Source organism: Oleiphilus sp. HI0061, assembly GCF_001635675.1.
In genome coordinates, this window is record NZ_LWFE01000435.1 from 1 (window position 1) to 15,862 (window position 15,862).

The following is a 15,862-nucleotide window of genomic DNA, read 5'->3' on the forward strand; positions in this document are numbered from 1 at the left end:
AAGACGCCTATTGATGAGCAAAGCCTCGAAGATTGGCTTAGCCAGGTACCTTGGGATGAACTAATCAATAAACGTGGTACAACGTGGCGTAAACTAAGCGATGAGGACAAAAGCGATATAGACAACGCAAAAGCTATTCGCCTAATTCAGAGCAATAATTCCATGATTAAGCGTCCGGTTTTAAAGATCGACAATCAAATTCATCTTGGATTCAAGGCTGATAGTTACGCCCATTTATTCGAGACAAACGACTAAATAAAAAGACGAGGCCAGCCCTCTTCTCTTAAACAACTTATACATATTACTTAATTAGGAGTATTCCATGACAATTGCACTAGGACTTGGTATCGGTAGCAAAAACGGCGCAGGCGAGTGGCTTGAAACATTCTTCCCAGCACCACAATTCCAACCTGACTCCTCTTTGGTTGCTAGCATCCAAGAAACACTAGGCCTTGAAAGCGGCAATACAACAACAGAATTAAATGATGAGCAGATTGAAGAGCTAGCAAAAATCGCAGCGCTTTCTGACATCGCAAGCCAAATGAAAGGCTCAAAAAGCCCGGCTGTAGTGGTTATTATCGAAGAAGATGGCAAGGCTAGCAGCACGCCTGAAGTGTATTTAAAACTACACCTTTTGTCTCATCGCCTGGTTAAGCCGCACGGCATTAATCTTGACGGTATTTTTGGTTTACTGCCAAATGTTGCATGGACAAATAAAGGCCCTATTGACCTATCTGAATTAACAGCAAAGCAACTTGAAGCACGCGTAGCCGGTGAATTGATTGAAGTTAAGTCTGTTGATAAATTTCCACAGATGACCGACTACGTCGTACCTGGCGGCGTCCGTATTGCCGACACAGCCCGTGTACGTCTTGGCGCCTACATTGGTGAAGGCACCACGATCATGCACGAAGGCTTTGTAAACTTTAATGCAGGTACAGAAGGCACTTCCATGATCGAAGGCCGTATCTCTGCGGGTGTTATGGTAGGAAAAGGCTCTGATCTTGGCGGTGGCTGCTCTACCATGGGTACCTTATCTGGTGGCGGTAACATCATCATTGCGGTTGGCGAGAACAGCTTGATAGGTGCCAATGCAGGTATCGGCATTCCTTTAGGTGATCGCTGTACTGTTGAGTCAGGTCTCTACATTACTGCCGGTACAAAAGTAGTTATGCTTGACGCTGAAAACCAGGTCGTTGAGACGGTTAAAGCACGTGATCTAGCAAATAAAGCCGACCTACTGTTCCGCCGAAACTCGGCAAATGGTCGAGTTGAATGCTTAACTAATAAGACTGCCATTGAACTGAATGAAGAGCTTCACGCCAACAACTAGTATCTGGCTAAGCAACTAACACTGCCCTAACAGGACAGTTCTTGAAGGCGCACTCATAATCAAAGCTTTTTAATGCTTACATCTATGGATGCGCTTTTTTGCATATACAAAACGATTAAAACGACGAGCCAAATTATGAGTGATACCACAACTGACACGATCCAACTTAGCCAAGCACTTATACAGCAGCCCTCTGTCACACCAGAAGACTGTGAGTGTCAGGATATTATGATGCGTCATTTGGCTCCTCTCGGATTCAAAGCCGAGACAATGATCTTTGAGGATGTGACCAATCTTTGGGCTCGCAAAGGTAACGAAGCACCTTTAATTGCGTTTGCCGGTCATACCGATGTTGTCCCTACTGGCCCTGAACAAGAGTGGACATACTCACCCTTTTCGGCCCGTATTCAGGGAGATATGCTACATGGTCGTGGCGCAGCTGATATGAAGGGTAGCCTGGCTGCATTTATCACCGCCTGTGAGCGCTTTGTTAAAAAACATCCCGACCATAAAGGCTCTATCGCTTACTTAATTACCAGCGATGAAGAAGGACCAGCAACAAACGGTACCGTTAAGGTTGTTGAAACATTGGAGGCGCGTAATGAAAAAATTGATTGGTGCCTGGTTGGTGAGCCATCCAGTACCAAGGTGCTCGGTGATGTGATCAAGAACGGCCGCCGCGGATCTTTAAACGCAAAACTTACCATTAAAGGCAAACAAGGACATGTTGCCTACCCGCACTTGGCGAACAACCCTATTCACCTGGCAATGACTGCCCTTGACGACCTATGCAAACTTGAATGGGACAGTGGCAATGAATTCTTCCCCGCGACATCATTCCAAATCACCAATATCAATTCCGGTACCGGTGCGACGAACGTGATACCCGGTACTGTCGAGACACTTTTTAACTTTCGATTTTCTACTGAAGTCACCGCCGAGCAACTTAAAGCAGGTGTCGTCAAAGTGCTTGAGCAACACAAGCTGGATTACGATATCCAGTGGACATTAAGCGGAGAGCCCTTCCTAACCGCAGCGGGCCCACTCGTCGACGCAGCGGTTAAAGCGATAAAAACAGTTAAAGGTATCGACACAGAGCTTTCAACCTCAGGCGGAACCTCTGACGGCCGTTTTATCGCACCAACGGGCGCACAAGTGCTTGAACTTGGGCCGCTCAACGCAACGATTCACCAAGTTGATGAACACGTGAGTATCACCGACCTGAACGACTTGTCAGTGATTTACGAGCAGATCTTGGAGCACCTGCTAACATAAGCCAAGCGCTAAGATACTATGGATACTCTAAGCCCCTATTTACTCTGCCCCGTTTGTAAGGAGCAGCTCGTTCTTGCAGACGATCAAAAAGGCCTATGCTGTCGCAACAAGCATAGGTTTGATCGCGCCAAGCAGGGCTACCACAACTTATTATTAAGCCAAAATAAGCGGAGTAAGCACCCGGGAGATACGACTGAAATGGTCGCCGCTCGTCGTGACTTCCTTGATCAAGGCTACTACGCTAATCTTGCCGAGCGATTTATTCACCATGCTGAAGACGCGCTAGCTAAAGATTCTGAAAAAGCCTTCCACTATTGCGACTTAGCATGTGGCGAAGGCTATTACACTCACAAGCTCCACACCAAGTTGCTTAGTTATTTTCAAGAGGTATACACAAGCGGTATTGATATCTCGACACCTGCAATTAAATCAGCCTGCCGGCGCGACAAATCAATTAACTGGTGGGTAGGTAGCGCTGCGAATATCCCCTTGGCCGACAATTCTCAAGATCTGGTAAGCGGCCTGTTTTTCCATTTTGACCTGGAAGAAATATCTCGCACAGTTCGCCCCGGCGGTCATGTGATCCTTGTAAATACCGGCCCTAGACATCTAATAGAGCTTCGCCGTGTTATCTACGATGAACTCAAAGCCGAAACGCGAACAGAATTTGAAAGCCTCCCTACGAGCCTTCAGCATGTGAAGACTGATTACTTTGAGCAAACAATTCAACTACCTAGCTCACAAGACATCATTAACTTGTTTTCAATGACACCGCATTACTGGCGCTGTAAACCGGAAAAAAGAGCTCTACTTGAGTCCCTTGATACTCTAGACTTACAGCTAGACATACAGTTTGATATATTTCAGAAGAAGTAAATCAGCCACTATCAGTACTGATCACTAATAAGAGTTTAAAAGCCACTACCGTGTCGTCTAAAAAACATAATCAGCAGAATTATTTTAAATACTTTCTGATCAGTGCCATTTGTACCCTGGCAGGCCTCGGAACAATTGTATACGTTAATATTCTCTTGCCCGCATCTGAAAAGCAGGAATTACTTGCGCTAATTGGTCTTATTCTTAGCGTGCCTAGCGCTATCATCGCCTTTTACTGCTATATTCGCCTTCTCGTAAGCAGAATCCAGAATTTCTTGGACAAATAAATGATAACGCCCGATATAGAAATATACATAAAGAACATAAACAACAGTGAATTGCTCGCCTGGCTAAATACTCACTTTACAACCATCGATATCAACCTTGAAGCAAGCAGCTTATCCGAAAAGAAAAGTATCTCGGGCACCCTTTCACGCGAAGGGAATAAGATCCCTATCGTCGTTACGCCCTGTGCAGCAGGAAAGTCTTATTGCAGTGTTTGGTTCAAATCGTCTGAAACACCTTGGGACAATGATGAAGCCTGCGCACTAAGCCTGTTAGAGATGTATGAACTTGAGGTCAGGTGTGCCGCACATAGCTGGCAAGAAGGGGAAGATGAAGCAGGTGAATATTGGAATGCCATCACCCGAAACGAAAAAAAGCTTATCCGCTGGGGATAAGCCTTTTCTGTAGAAGCTAAAGAGCTAGAGGCTTACTTGGCAACCGAAACGTTGTCTGCCTGCATACCCTTCTCACCCTCACTCAAATCAAAGCGCACTGCTTGGCCTTGACGCAATGAGCGACGACCGCGACCACGAATTGAACGGAAGTGAACAAAAACATCTTCGCCCGCATCGGTCGTAATAAAACCAAAACCTTTATTCACATTGAACCATTTAACGGTACCGGACTCTACACCCTCAGGTGTATCATCGTCGTCATCAGACTCAGATGCTTCTTGCGCATTGTTACTTGAAGCAGAAGAAGACGAAGACTGTGCCGCAATTTGCGAAATGGCAGATGCAGCAAAAAACATCAACCAAACCAAAGCGTAAAAGCCGCTACCATTTTCACCTGAAAGGAAATTCTCGGCTGTAAGGCCTTGTGGTAATACTGAAGCAGACGAAGCCAATACCAACATAACGTAAGGAAATGGCAGCGCAACAACCGCACTTACTAATAATTTTTTAGATAAACTCTGTGTAGACATGTAAATTTTCTCGTTAAACAAACTCTTAAAATAGTGGAATTGGTTCAGCAAACACCATTAAGGAAAAAATATCTGCATCCCCCACCTGTGAACAACCCTGTAAAAGTATTGGCAATCGACAGGTAACGCTGCATTGACCTGTATAAACACGACCAGACTCAACGCAAGCCGAGCATGATAACAGATTTTTGGCTCACACAATATCTTGCTTAGAACTTATTCGATTCTACAGTCAACACACTAAATTCTTGAGCACCGGGTAATATGTATTACAATAGCGCCCTCTCTCCATACTTAAGATAGTAAAAACATGAGCCAATCAGAATTACCCGAAGCCCTTATCGAAAAACTTAATGAACGAATCAGTGAGCTCGAAGTTAAACTATCGTTTCAAGATGATTTACTGAACACCCTCAACGATGTAATCACTAAGCAGGACAGGGAAATCCAAGATTTGTGGGTAGCGAACCGACTATTAAAAGAAGGGCTTGGGGAACTTAAATCTGGCAGCGCAAGCACTGAGCAGGAGCCGCCCCCGCCGCACTATTAGCACTATTAGCACTATATAAAGTAGTGCTAAAAAGCGAGATAACTCTGCTCACGCCACCCTCATTTGGCAGCGCAGTAAATCAGGCCAGTTTTTTGGGCGATTTTGAAATCGAAACCACTTTTGGCTTTACGGGTGCTTCTTCATTCGCTGAAGCATTATGTTCGGGTATCAACTCATGCTGAGATTGCTTCCAAACAAGGTCATCAATCTCGTTCGATGGGTTATACCCTAGAGGCGCTTTAAGTAGCGTCTCACGCACTGAAGAACAATCAAATAGATGAGAGTATTTATCAATCTTCTCAAGCAAGGCTTCTACTTCAACCCAAGGTAATGAGATCTCACGACCTTTCATAATTCGAGAATGACTGGTTGGTAAAGGGTCGTCGCCAATCAACAACTCTTCGTATAACTTCTCGCCTGGTCGTAAGCCGGTATACTGAATTTCGATATCACCATTTGGATTATCATCATCCTTCACCTCAAGGCCCATTAAGCGAATCAGCTTACCTGCCAAATCGGCAATTCGAACCTGCTCGCCCATATCAAGCAAAAAGACATCACCGCCCTCGCCCATTGAGCCTGCTTGAAGTACCAACAAGGCTGCTTCAGGAATGGTCATAAAATAGCGAGTAATATCAGGGTGCGTTACCGTTACCGGGCCACCATCATTAATTTGCTTACGAAACAGCGGTACAACAGAACCCGAAGAACCTAATACATTGCCAAAGCGAACCATGCAAAAACGTGTATCGTTCTGGCGCTGGGCTAAGCCTTGAAGTACAAGCTCCGATAAACGCTTGGTTGCGCCCATCACATTAGTCGGGCGAACAGCCTTATCGGTTGAAACTAACACAAAGGTATCTACCCCTGCTTTAATCGCCGCTTCGGCACAATACCAAGTGCCAAAGACGTTATTGCGAACACCTTCAATGACATTGTGTTCTACCAAAGGAACATGTTTGTAAGCTGCGGCATGGTAGACCGTTTCGACAGCGTAGCTCTTCATGATAACTTCCATGCGATGCTGTTTCTGCACAGAGCCCATAATGGCATGCACTTCAGTCTTTAATGTATGTTTTTGAATATACTTGGAAATCTCTTGCTCAATTTGATAAAGGGCAAATTCAGACAATTCAAACAGGACAATCTTTCGCGGGTTTAGCTTGACGATTTGGCGACACAACTCAGAGCCAATTGACCCCCCCGCACCAGTGACCATCACCACCTTATTTGAGATACAACCCGAAAGCCTGGCCCTATCGGCCGCGACTTCATCACGCCCAAGCAGGTCTTCAATATCAACATCACGAATTTCTTCAATTCGCGCCTTACCGCTGACAACATCATTAATTTGTGGAATGGTCTGCACAGCAAGCGGGTACTGCTCCAAGCCCTTTATCACTTCAGCTCTTCGAGCCCTGGAAGCATGGCCCAAGGCTAACAAAATACTCTGCGCACCATAACGCTTGAGCACCTCAGAAATATTCTCGGGTGAATAAACGCGGATACCGTTAAGAATGCTACCGTGCTTACTAATATCATCATCAATAAAAGCAATTGGCTGAACCTGCTTGCCATGAAAAAGTATCGAACTTAGCTGCAAGCCAGACTTACCCGCACCATAGATAATCACCCGATCTTTGGATTTCATCATATCGCGGTGTACCAGAGAGCGAGCTAACATACGCGTCCCTCCGACAAAGATCATCGCTAAACACCAGTAAATAATGGGAACGGAACGAGGAATCGGCGCCTGAAATAAAAAGCCCAAAGCCGCCAACATAATAGCAGAGATAGAAACACCAGAAATAATCGCCAGTAAAGCATGATTACTCATATAGCGAATAACAGCCCGATATAAACCGAGACGCGCAAAAACAAAAATACTGGTAAAAACGGTGACAAAAGCGACTAACAATACGGAGCTATTTTCAAGCAAATAAAGTTCATCGTAACGTAAACTTAGGGCCATCCATAAGGCGAAAGGTAGACAAAGACTGTCTGCAAAAACCGTAACCAGGCGTTTCTGGTACCGGGGAAGGTGTAACAACTTACTTAGCACGTCCGATTTATCCTTATCATTCTCCAGTTTCTGAGCGCTTCTGCGAGCGCCTGACTTCATTTTAACCAAGTCCTTAGTGAATACAATAGTGATTGTCGCTAATTGTGTCAGTGAGTTAAATTAATTAGGAATAATCATAGAATTAGTATTCACTATCGCCTCTGAAGCCGTTAATATCGAACTTGCATGACACAAGCTTTGACACGGATTGCTCAATAGCCGTTCATGCACTTGATTCTATTAACGCAAGGAGCGAACTTATGAAATCAAACTCTTTTCTTTCTAACAACATCGCAAACATCCCTCCCCGCCTGCTTATCCCTTTTTTGTTTAGCTTGCTGCTTTCTTTCAGCAATATTAGCTATGCAGACAATGAACCAAATAGTTCAATACAAACCAGTAAGGCCATAAACATCAATAGCGCAGATGCTCAAACTATTGCCAAAGCATTGAAAGGCGTAGGTTTAAAAAAAGCTGAAGCCATTGTTGACTATCGTGAGCGCTATGGTGAGTTTGCCCGCCTCGAAGAGTTAGTTGCAGTAAAAGGTATAGGCAAAAGTACATTAAGCAAGAATGAACACTTACTTAGTCTTGAGTAAAACATTAATCTTTATGTTTTTATCAACCTTTCAGACACAAAAAACCCCGGACTAAGCCGGGGTTTCTCGTTAGCAGCCTTAAAGGCTAGCTAGTTCCTATGTAGCGATTACTTACAAGTCGCTGGTAGGAATTTATCAGCAATTGTTGTTGCTGCAGTATCACAAGCCCAAACAATTGTTCCCGCTGCATTGGCATCCGCTAAAGGATTTGTACCAATCGAAGGTACGAAGGCAAGATTACCTGCACCAGAGATCGCAGGAATCAGAGTCATATCAATAGTGATTGTTCCTGGATTTGTGTCTGTAGACTTATCAATCTTGATTGCCTTAATTGAACCAGTCTTCAAGTTCGCTTGGTCCCCAGCAACTACAGCAGCATACGAATCAATACCAGCTACACCACTATCAGCGAACATATCTGTTACTCCAATTTTCAGCGCAGCCGCAGAAACCATACCTTCAGTTACTTTCGCTCGAATCGTGTAATCCTGATAAGCAGGAATGGCAACCGCTGCCAAAATACCAATAATCGCAACAACGATCATCAATTCAATTAGCGTAAAACCTTGCTGATTCTTTTTCATATTCATAATATATCTCCAGATTTAGTATAAATGGCCGCTCGATTGTTTTAGTAGCCTGTTTGCTTTACTACTACCTTCAATCTGGAACCCATCTTTAAAGGTAAACTTGAGTCTACCCTTAAGGATGGCTTCGCGTCAGGAAAGTTGCTTGCTCTTCTAAGCGTTTGCAATCAGTCTTCACACTCTGCGTACCGACACTTAAACAATAGCAGGCAACGTGCCAATTACAAATATTAATATTATTTCCCTTATTAGTCAGTAGATTACAGTTCTTTTATAGAATTACCTTGAAGTATTATCACAAGTATTGGACCATACTCTTGATGACAGGAAGTGACAATATTTGTCAGTTACTCACACTATGCGAAGCTTTCTTTTAAATCTGAAAACTTCCACTACACTTCCTTATATATGTATGCGTTTATCAGCAAGCGCTAAACCGTTTAAAGCCAGTTATTTAGTCCAAACATTAGTTTGTGCATCTAAATGGTGAATTTAACTCAAGCAAAGAAGCCCCATGACAGCAGAAAACACGACACTTACTGGCTTGGCCAGAAAGTTTGTTTTGGATCAGTTACTCGATGAAGAAACTGCCCGAAAAGCACAGCTACACGCTCATCAGAACAATTTATCACTGGTTTCCCATCTGGTTCAAGCAAAAGCGGCTAAAGCCAAGGACCTAGCATTTTCTGCTGCGCAAGAATTTGGTATGCCTGTTTTGGACCTAAATGCCTTTCAGCAAGAATCCTTCCCCGAAAAGGTGGTTGATGAAAAGCTAATTAGAAAACACCATGCCCTGCCTTTATTTATGCGTGGCAATCGGCTTTTTATTGCGGTATCGGACCCAACCAATATTATTGCCCTTGATGAAATCAAGTTTCATACAGGCGCAAGTGTTGACGCAATACTCGTTGAAGATGACAAGCTTAATGCAGCCATCGAGAAGTATCTTGAGTCGCAGGATACAACGATGGGCGATCTGGACGATGCAGACCTTGACGACATCGATGTTGATCAGAGCGATGACTCAGACAATGAAGTGTCGGCTAGTGATGCGGATGATGCGCCGATTGTTAAATACGTCAACAAGATGCTACTCGACGCAATCAAAACTGGCGCATCAGATTTACACTTCGAACCTTATGAAAAAAGCTACCGCGTTCGCTACCGTACAGACGGTATATTACACGAAGTTTCAAAGCCCTCCATTAAACTGGCCCCCAAGATATCAGCCCGTTTAAAGGTTATGTCCCAGCTGGATATTTCTGAGCGGCGAATTCCTCAAGATGGACGTATTAAGCTAAAGCTATCAAAAACCAAAGCGATTGATTTCCGGGTGAATACCCTACCTACGTTGTGGGGCGAAAAAATTGTATTGCGTATTCTTGACCCGAGCAGCGCGAAAATGGGGATTGACGCATTGGGTTACGAAGACGTCCAGAAAGAGCTCTATATGGATGCGCTTCACCAGCCGCAAGGGCTTATCCTAGTAACCGGCCCTACGGGGAGTGGTAAAACAGTATCACTCTATACCGGTTTGAATATACTAAATACTGACGAACGAAATATCTCTACCGCAGAAGACCCGGTTGAGATTAACCTGGAAGGCATCAACCAGGTTAACGTTAACCCTAAAGTCGGGCTTGGCTTCCCTGAAGCACTTAGGTCTTTCTTACGTCAAGATCCTGACATCATCATGGTTGGTGAGATTCGAGACCTGGAAACTGCGTCTATCGCAATCAAAGCTGCACAGACAGGTCATATGGTTATGTCGACCCTACATACCAATAGCGCACCAGAAACTCTAACTCGTATGATCAATATGGGCGTTCCGGCATTCAACATCGCCACATCTGTCAGTCTTATCATCGCACAACGACTGGCAAGACGCTTATGCAGCGCCTGTAAAGAGCCTGCTGATATCCCTCCCGAAACACTAGAGAAGGAAGGCTTCACAAAAGAACAAATTGATACAGGTTTTACACTTTATAAACCAAAAGGGTGTGATAAATGTAATAAAGGCTATAAAGGCCGGGTGGGCATTTACGAAGTCGTTAAAAACACGCCTAAGATCGCTCAACTTATTATGTCCGAAGCCACTTCACTTGAAATCGCAAAGCAGGCAGATGAAGAAGGCTTTAACAACCTTAGAAAATCAGCACTTTTAAAGGCTATTGAAGGCGTCACCAGCCTTGAAGAAGTCGAACGTGTAACCAAGGACTAACACATGGCAAGCACCACAGATAAAACATTGTCCTTTTCCTGGGAAGGCACTGACCGAAAAGGAAATAAAACTACTGGCGTTATGGCCGCGGCAAACTCGGCCTTGGTCAAAGCACAGCTTCGTAAGCAAGGCATAAAACCCGTCAAAGTAAAAAAAGCGGCTGCCACTCGTGCGAAAGGGAAAAAAATAACCCCCTTCGATGTCGCTATTTTTACGCGCCAGCTTGCTACCATGATGAAAGCGGGCGTACCGCTTATTCAAGCCTTTGATATCGTTGCAGACGGCCTTGAGAATCCAAGCCTGCAAACACTGGTTATTGATATTAAAAATGAAGTCGCTGCAGGTAACAATTTTGCCGGCGCGCTTCGTAAACACCCTCAACATTTCGATGATTTATTTTGCAACCTAGTTGACTCTGGTGAGAAGTCGGGTGCACTCGAAACCATGTTAGACCGTGTTGCGACTTACATGGAAAAAACAGAGGCACTAAAGAAGAAAGTTAAAAAAGCAATGAGCTACCCCATTTCGGTACTGGTTGTCTCTTTTATCGTTACCACTATTCTCTTGGTAAAAGTTGTACCAACATTTGATGAAATGTTTAAGGGCTTTGGCGCCGAACTTCCTGCTTTTACTCAGTTTGTTGTTGGACTCTCTGAATGGATGCAGGAGTACTGGTTTATACTTATATTAACCATTGCGGGACTAGTCTTCGCATTTAAACAAGCAAGTCAACGTTCCGAGGCTTTCCGTGATGCAAGCGATAAGGCAAAACTCAAGATTCCTATCGTAGGTCCGATTATTGAGAAATCATCCATTGCACGCTTTGCACGCGTATTGTCTACCACTTTCTCAGCAGGTGTACCTCTTGTAGACGCTCTCGACTCAGTTGCCGGCGCAACAGGTAATATTGTTTATCGTAACGCCGTTTTTAAGGTGCGAGACGATGTAGCCTCGGGTACACAACTTCAATATTCTATGCGTTCTACCGGTGTGTTCCCCTCCATGGCAGTACAAATGGTTTCGATCGGTGAGGAGTCTGGTGCACTTGATACGATGCTAGACAAAGTCGCGACGCACTTCGAAGATGAGGTAGATGACCTGGTTGATAATATGACGGCACTAATGGAGCCGATTATTATGTCCGTATTAGGTGTACTGATTGGTGGTTTGATCATCGCAATGTACTTACCTATCTTCCAAATGGGAGCCGTTGTATAAGGTATATTCAAGCGGGTACACTTCTCGTGCCCGCCTTATCTACTACTTAAACCTGACTTAGGCTATGATTCCCCTCATTCGCAACTTTCACGCTAACAATAAACAACGATAAACGCCGCACCGGAACAATTTCATGCTCGCACTTTTCCAACACCTGAATGACAACCCTGCGTTCCTATACGCTTCAACACTTATTTTCGGTTTATTAGTCGGCAGCTTCTTGAATGTTGTCATTTTTAGGCTCCCTAAAATGCTTGAGCAAGATTGGGCACTTCAGTGCGCTGCATTTTTAGACCAGCCTGAACCAAAACAGGAAAAAATCACCCTATCGACCCCCAACTCGAGCTGCCCAAAGTGTCAGCATGCGATTAAGCCTTGGGAAAATATCCCTGTAATCAGCTATATCTTCTTGCAGGGGCGCTGTAGTCAGTGCAAAAACAAAATCTCGATCCGCTACCCTTTAGTTGAACTTGTCACAGCTTTACTTTCACTTGCCGCTATTTCCATCTATGGTGCAAGTTATGCTGGTCTTGCAGCACTTATCCTGACCTGGGTACTTGTGGCACTAACGATGATCGATGCCGACACACAACTTCTGCCAGATAACATGACGCTACCACTAATGTGGGGTGGTTTGATTCTCAACTACTACGAAACGTTTGTGCCCTTATCAAGCGCACTATGGGGCGCCATATTCGGCTACTTAAGCTTATGGCTAGTATTCCACGCCTTTAAGCTGCTAACAGGTAAGGAAGGCATGGGTTATGGTGACTTTAAACTTCTGGCAGCCTTAGGAGCCTGGTTTGGCTGGCAATCCCTGCCGATTATTATTTTGCTTTCTTCTGTTGTAGGCGCGGTGATTGGCATTTCCCTTATTATCATTAAGGGCCGGGATAAAAATATCCCGATCCCTTTCGGGCCTTATCTAGCCATTGCTGGCTGGATCTATATGATTTTTGGTGATGAGCTAGTTCGCTTTTGGCTCGGTAGCCTTCAAGCATAGCGCTGAATAGTGAGCATCATAGTGAATACTAATTCCAAAGCACAGCAGAAGCTTATTATTGGCTTAACCGGTGGTATCGGCAGCGGAAAAACTGCAGCGTCAGACGAATTCCAGGCATTGGGTATCTGTATTGTTGACGCCGATATTGTCGCCCGTGAAGTTGTTGAACCTGGCACTGCCGCACTCTCCAAAATTGCTACTCACTTCGGTACCGATATACTTACCAATACTGGTGAGCTTGATAGAGCAGCCTTGCGCCAAATTATATTTTCATCGAAAGATCAAAAACAATGGCTCGAAAGCTTACTGCACCCGATAATTCGAAGCGAAATCAAAAGGCAGTTAAACAGTGCAGACAGCCCTTATGTAATCCTCGTATCCCCTTTGCTTTTCGAGACCGATCAAGCTGAACTGGTATCACGAATATTACTTATCGATGTTCCTGTTGAACTCCAATTACAACGTGCAAGTGAAAGAGACCAAAATTCTACTGAACAAATTCAGAAAATTATTGATATGCAGCTCCCAAGAGATTATAAATTAGAGCGCGCAAATGATGTGATCAGTAATGACCGTGATTTAGCGAGCTTAAAACAAAATGTTCTTCGACAACACCAAGCCTATTTGGAGCTAGCAAGTGAGTAAGTCAAAAACTAACGCGTTAAAAGTAAACTGCCCGACTTGTAAAAAAGATGTTGCCTGGAGTGATGACTCGCCTTTTCGCCCTTTTTGTAGTGATCGCTGCCAGAAAATAGATTTAGGGGCATGGGCTGATGAGTCCTACACCATCCCTGTCGAAAGTGCCGAAGAATGGAGCGGAGTTCAAAGCGAACAAATCTCAAACAGTGGCAACTCTCAGAACTTCCACTAACACGTTCATGGTCGGAGCAAAAAATGAAGGACTGTATATTTTGCAAAATTATATCTGGGAACGAAGAAGCCAGTATTGTTTACGAGGATGAGCATTTTCTAGCTCTAATGGATGCCTACCCGCTTACTAAAGGACACTGCCTTATCATTCCAAAACGGCATTATGAGCGTTTGGATGAGCTCAATGCCAAAACGCGAGCCCAGCTATTTAATATCGGTAACAAAATTGTCGAAGCACAGAAAAAAGCAGGTTTAGGCATTCACGGCACCAACCTCTTGGTAAACGACGGCAAAGCAGCTAATCAGACTGTACCTCATCTTCACCTCCACCTTATTCCCCGAGAGTCCGGAGACTGGCTACGCGCAATTCCAAAAGTATTTCTTCATATTAGTGGCCTATTCGGTTTCAAAACACCGCGAACAATACTGGATGAGCACGCGCTTCAGATTAAACAATTTTATAAATAAGTCTCTAGCTGATAATGCCTGCACCTACTATCAACCCGAGAGAAGAAAGCTCAAACTCTCTTCAAGAAATAGGTGTATTGCACTCACCTTTTACTGAAAAGTTTGGTATTCCCCGGCAAGCTAACTTAATTACTTCAGCTTACGCTGAAATAGAACTTTACCCCCCTTATAACGACCCCGATGCATTTCACGGGCTTGAAGCGTTTTCTCATATTTGGCTAAGCTTCAGCTTTCACTTAAATGCTGATAAACCTTGGCGACCAATGATTCGGCCACCGCGCTTAGGTGGTAATAAAAAAATTGGGGTATTCGCGAGTCGTTCTCCCTTTCGACCGAATTCACTTGGGCAATCTTTGGTTGAACTACGGGAAGTTAGAATCCAAAACAATCAAGCAAGCTTGATCATCGCTTGCCCGGACATTCTGGATGGCACACCAATATTGGATATCAAACCCTATATTGATTATGCGGACGCTACCTCGGACTCGCGCTGCGGATTTGCAGAAGAACCACCAAAGCCAAGGCTAAAAGTAGTTTTAAACAAACCCTTTAAGGATAAAGCACAGCAATTATCGAGTTCGTACCCCGATGACCTATTGGCATTAATAGTCGAAGTTATTTCATATGATCCGCGGCCTGCATACAAACAAGATCAAGAAGATGAGAAGCTTTATAAGCTTAGACTATACGATTTGGATATTAGCTTCTCGGTAGAAGATGGTTTTGCGACAATAAGCGACATCGAGAAGCAATTGAGTTAGCGTGCTGCAAGAATTGTTAGCGCTTCTTTAGACTTATCTAAAAACCGATGAAAGCCTTCAAAATAACTTGTATTGAGCTCTCTCGAAGTCTGCCCCATATCCGCATAGATAAACCCGATTCGTTTACGGACAGTGGCTAAAGGCGATATAAAAAACCTTTTCTGACCTGTAATACCTAGGTATTCGGGCGATATAAATTGCGTTATGTGCTGGTAGTCCGAGTTACCTATCCAGGCAGCCTGATCACGTTCAAACAGGTTAAACAAGAAACCCGAACGGCTTCTTTCATATCGAACAACAAACTTCTCTCGCCACTTCTCCGTGCTCTGCCCTGAAGCATATTTAACGACTACCCTCTGGTGCTCTTTATCAAATATTGCCAAGGCGACGCGCTCAAGGCCGATGCCTTTATGAAGCCCTTGCAAGCAAAGCTTAAACACCTCATTGATATTAAAATCACCCGCTAACAGCTTATCCAAACGCTCCAGTGCTTCAAGCTCTATTGCAGTATTTGGCTGTAAGCCTTCAGTTTCATTGTCGTATTTTTTCTCTAATTCCTTTGCTGCTCGAGTGCTGGTTGGAATATGCTCAACCAATACTTTCTTGCCGAAGGAAGCAACAGTCTCTGCCGTTTCATCTGCTGTTTTCTTGAGTGCGAACATTGCTTCTGCTTCACCGATATTTTTAAATTCTGCGACGCGCTGCGCAACCTCCTTAAACTCTGCTGAATCCCAGCCGAGTAAAGCAACACGACTTATCTCATCTCCTAATATAACCGCTTGAACACGCGGGTCCTCTTCTCCTGAGCCCGCTAGAACATCGTTAATCA

At 44.3% G+C, this 15,862-nt stretch carries 18 protein-coding genes; 14 read left to right on the forward strand and 4 right to left on the reverse strand.

Features of this window, described 5'->3' with window-relative positions; genetic code table 11:
- From A3735_RS05790 to A3735_RS05815, 5 genes are all read left to right on the forward strand, one after another.
- On the forward strand, positions 1-255 hold a 255-nt coding region (locus A3735_RS05790; RefSeq protein ID WP_068637736.1), incomplete at its 5' end, for an ArsC/Spx/MgsR family protein.
- 67 nt (positions 256-322) lie between these two features.
- Positions 323-1,333, forward strand: coding sequence for a 2,3,4,5-tetrahydropyridine-2,6-dicarboxylate N-succinyltransferase (dapD, locus tag A3735_RS05795; RefSeq protein ID WP_068508236.1), 1,011 nt, complete (start codon positions 323-325; stop codon positions 1,331-1,333).
- Between the two features lie 135 nt (positions 1,334-1,468).
- Entirely contained in the window at positions 1,469-2,608 is a 1,140-nt protein-coding gene (gene dapE / locus A3735_RS05800) for a succinyl-diaminopimelate desuccinylase (RefSeq protein ID WP_068512944.1), read from the forward strand.
- 18 nt (positions 2,609-2,626) lie between these two features.
- Positions 2,627-3,484, forward strand: coding sequence for a putative RNA methyltransferase (locus A3735_RS05805; protein ID WP_068512897.1), 858 nt, complete (start codon positions 2,627-2,629; stop codon positions 3,482-3,484).
- Positions 3,485-3,771: 287 nt separating this feature from the next.
- A complete protein-coding gene (locus tag A3735_RS05815) occupies positions 3,772-4,164 on the forward strand; it encodes a hypothetical protein (RefSeq protein WP_068508916.1) in 393 nt (130 codons plus the stop codon).
- Positions 4,165-4,196: 32 nt separating this feature from the next.
- On the opposite strand, the gene A3735_RS32365 is transcribed toward A3735_RS05815, so the two are convergent.
- Complete coding sequence (locus A3735_RS32365; RefSeq protein ID WP_068512899.1) at positions 4,197-4,694, reverse strand: cold-shock protein; 498 nt, start codon at positions 4,692-4,694, stop codon at positions 4,197-4,199.
- Between the two features lie 310 nt (positions 4,695-5,004).
- Between A3735_RS32365 and A3735_RS05825 the strand changes: the two genes are divergently transcribed.
- Complete coding sequence (locus A3735_RS05825) at positions 5,005-5,244, forward strand: SlyX family protein (protein ID WP_068512900.1); 240 nt, start codon at positions 5,005-5,007, stop codon at positions 5,242-5,244.
- A 79-nt stretch (positions 5,245-5,323) separates the two neighbouring features.
- On the opposite strand, the gene A3735_RS05830 is transcribed toward A3735_RS05825, so the two are convergent.
- On the reverse strand, positions 5,324-7,366 hold the full coding sequence (locus A3735_RS05830) for a nucleoside-diphosphate sugar epimerase/dehydratase (protein WP_068512903.1): 2,043 nt from the start codon (positions 7,364-7,366) through the stop codon (positions 5,324-5,326).
- A gap of 200 nt (positions 7,367-7,566) precedes the next feature.
- On the opposite strand from A3735_RS05830, the gene A3735_RS05835 reads away from it, so the two are divergent.
- Positions 7,567-7,905, forward strand: a complete 339-nt coding sequence (locus A3735_RS05835) for a helix-hairpin-helix domain-containing protein (RefSeq protein WP_068512906.1) — start codon at positions 7,567-7,569, stop codon at positions 7,903-7,905.
- A 107-nt stretch (positions 7,906-8,012) separates the two neighbouring features.
- On the opposite strand, the gene A3735_RS31735 is transcribed toward A3735_RS05835, so the two are convergent.
- Complete coding sequence (locus A3735_RS31735; RefSeq protein ID WP_068637743.1) at positions 8,013-8,489, reverse strand: pilin; 477 nt, start codon at positions 8,487-8,489, stop codon at positions 8,013-8,015.
- A 517-nt stretch (positions 8,490-9,006) separates the two neighbouring features.
- Here A3735_RS31735 and pilB point away from each other — a divergent pair.
- The 7 genes from pilB (at position 9,007) to tsaA (ending at position 15,033) form a co-directional block, all read left to right on the forward strand.
- Positions 9,007-10,713 carry a type IV-A pilus assembly ATPase PilB gene (gene pilB / locus A3735_RS05845; RefSeq protein ID WP_068512909.1) on the forward strand — a complete coding sequence of 569 codons (1,707 nt, stop codon included), beginning with the start codon at positions 9,007-9,009 and terminating at the stop codon, positions 10,711-10,713.
- 3 nt (positions 10,714-10,716) lie between these two features.
- Entirely contained in the window at positions 10,717-11,931 is a 1,215-nt protein-coding gene (locus A3735_RS05850; protein ID WP_068637737.1) for a type II secretion system F family protein, read from the forward strand.
- Between the two features lie 133 nt (positions 11,932-12,064).
- Positions 12,065-12,934 (forward strand): A24 family peptidase, encoded by an 870-nt coding sequence (locus tag A3735_RS05855; RefSeq protein ID WP_068512915.1) that lies wholly within the window; start codon positions 12,065-12,067, stop codon positions 12,932-12,934.
- A 21-nt stretch (positions 12,935-12,955) separates the two neighbouring features.
- Positions 12,956-13,579: a dephospho-CoA kinase gene (coaE, locus tag A3735_RS05860; RefSeq protein ID WP_082865443.1), complete on the forward strand. Its 624-nt coding sequence runs from the start codon at positions 12,956-12,958 to the stop codon at positions 13,577-13,579.
- A complete protein-coding gene (gene yacG / locus A3735_RS05865; RefSeq protein ID WP_068637738.1) occupies positions 13,572-13,805 on the forward strand; it encodes a DNA gyrase inhibitor YacG in 234 nt (77 codons plus the stop codon). The genes coaE and yacG overlap by 8 nt, the downstream gene beginning before the upstream one ends.
- Positions 13,806-13,828: 23 nt before the next feature.
- Positions 13,829-14,272: an HIT family protein gene (locus A3735_RS05870; protein ID WP_068637739.1), complete on the forward strand. Its 444-nt coding sequence runs from the start codon at positions 13,829-13,831 to the stop codon at positions 14,270-14,272.
- Between the two features lie 14 nt (positions 14,273-14,286).
- The gene (gene tsaA / locus A3735_RS05875; RefSeq protein ID WP_068637741.1) at positions 14,287-15,033 is read left to right on the forward strand and encodes a tRNA (N6-threonylcarbamoyladenosine(37)-N6)-methyltransferase TrmO; all 747 of its coding nucleotides are present in this window, start codon (positions 14,287-14,289) and stop codon (positions 15,031-15,033) included.
- On the opposite strand, the gene A3735_RS30355 is transcribed toward tsaA, so the two are convergent.
- Positions 15,030-15,862, reverse strand: an 833-nt coding sequence (locus A3735_RS30355) for a hypothetical protein (RefSeq protein ID WP_197485696.1), incomplete at its 5' end; no start/stop codon positions are given. The two genes, tsaA and A3735_RS30355, sit on opposite strands and share 4 nt — an antisense overlap.

Bases quoted from the DNA above. Each gene is read 5' to 3' on its own strand.
- dapD (WP_068508236.1), top strand. From the start codon at position 323: ATGACAATTGCACTAGGACTTGGTATCGGTAGCAAAAACGGCGCAGGC.
- dapE (WP_068512944.1), top strand. From the start codon at position 1,469: ATGAGTGATACCACAACTGACACGATCCAACTTAGCCAAGCACTTATA.
- A3735_RS05805 (WP_068512897.1), top strand. From the start codon at position 2,627: ATGGATACTCTAAGCCCCTATTTACTCTGCCCCGTTTGTAAGGAGCAG.
- A3735_RS05815 (WP_068508916.1), top strand. From the start codon at position 3,772: ATGATAACGCCCGATATAGAAATATACATAAAGAACATAAACAACAGT.
- A3735_RS32365 (WP_068512899.1), bottom strand. From the start codon at position 4,694: ATGTCTACACAGAGTTTATCTAAAAAATTATTAGTAAGTGCGGTTGTT.
- A3735_RS05825 (WP_068512900.1), top strand. From the start codon at position 5,005: ATGAGCCAATCAGAATTACCCGAAGCCCTTATCGAAAAACTTAATGAA.
- A3735_RS05830 (WP_068512903.1), bottom strand. From the start codon at position 7,366: ATGAAGTCAGGCGCTCGCAGAAGCGCTCAGAAACTGGAGAATGATAAG.
- A3735_RS05835 (WP_068512906.1), top strand. From the start codon at position 7,567: ATGAAATCAAACTCTTTTCTTTCTAACAACATCGCAAACATCCCTCCC.
- A3735_RS31735 (WP_068637743.1), bottom strand. From the start codon at position 8,489: ATGAAAAAGAATCAGCAAGGTTTTACGCTAATTGAATTGATGATCGTT.
- pilB (WP_068512909.1), top strand. From the start codon at position 9,007: ATGACAGCAGAAAACACGACACTTACTGGCTTGGCCAGAAAGTTTGTT.
- A3735_RS05850 (WP_068637737.1), top strand. From the start codon at position 10,717: ATGGCAAGCACCACAGATAAAACATTGTCCTTTTCCTGGGAAGGCACT.
- A3735_RS05855 (WP_068512915.1), top strand. From the start codon at position 12,065: ATGCTCGCACTTTTCCAACACCTGAATGACAACCCTGCGTTCCTATAC.
- A3735_RS05870 (WP_068637739.1), top strand. From the start codon at position 13,829: ATGAAGGACTGTATATTTTGCAAAATTATATCTGGGAACGAAGAAGCC.
- tsaA (WP_068637741.1), top strand. From the start codon at position 14,287: ATGCCTGCACCTACTATCAACCCGAGAGAAGAAAGCTCAAACTCTCTT.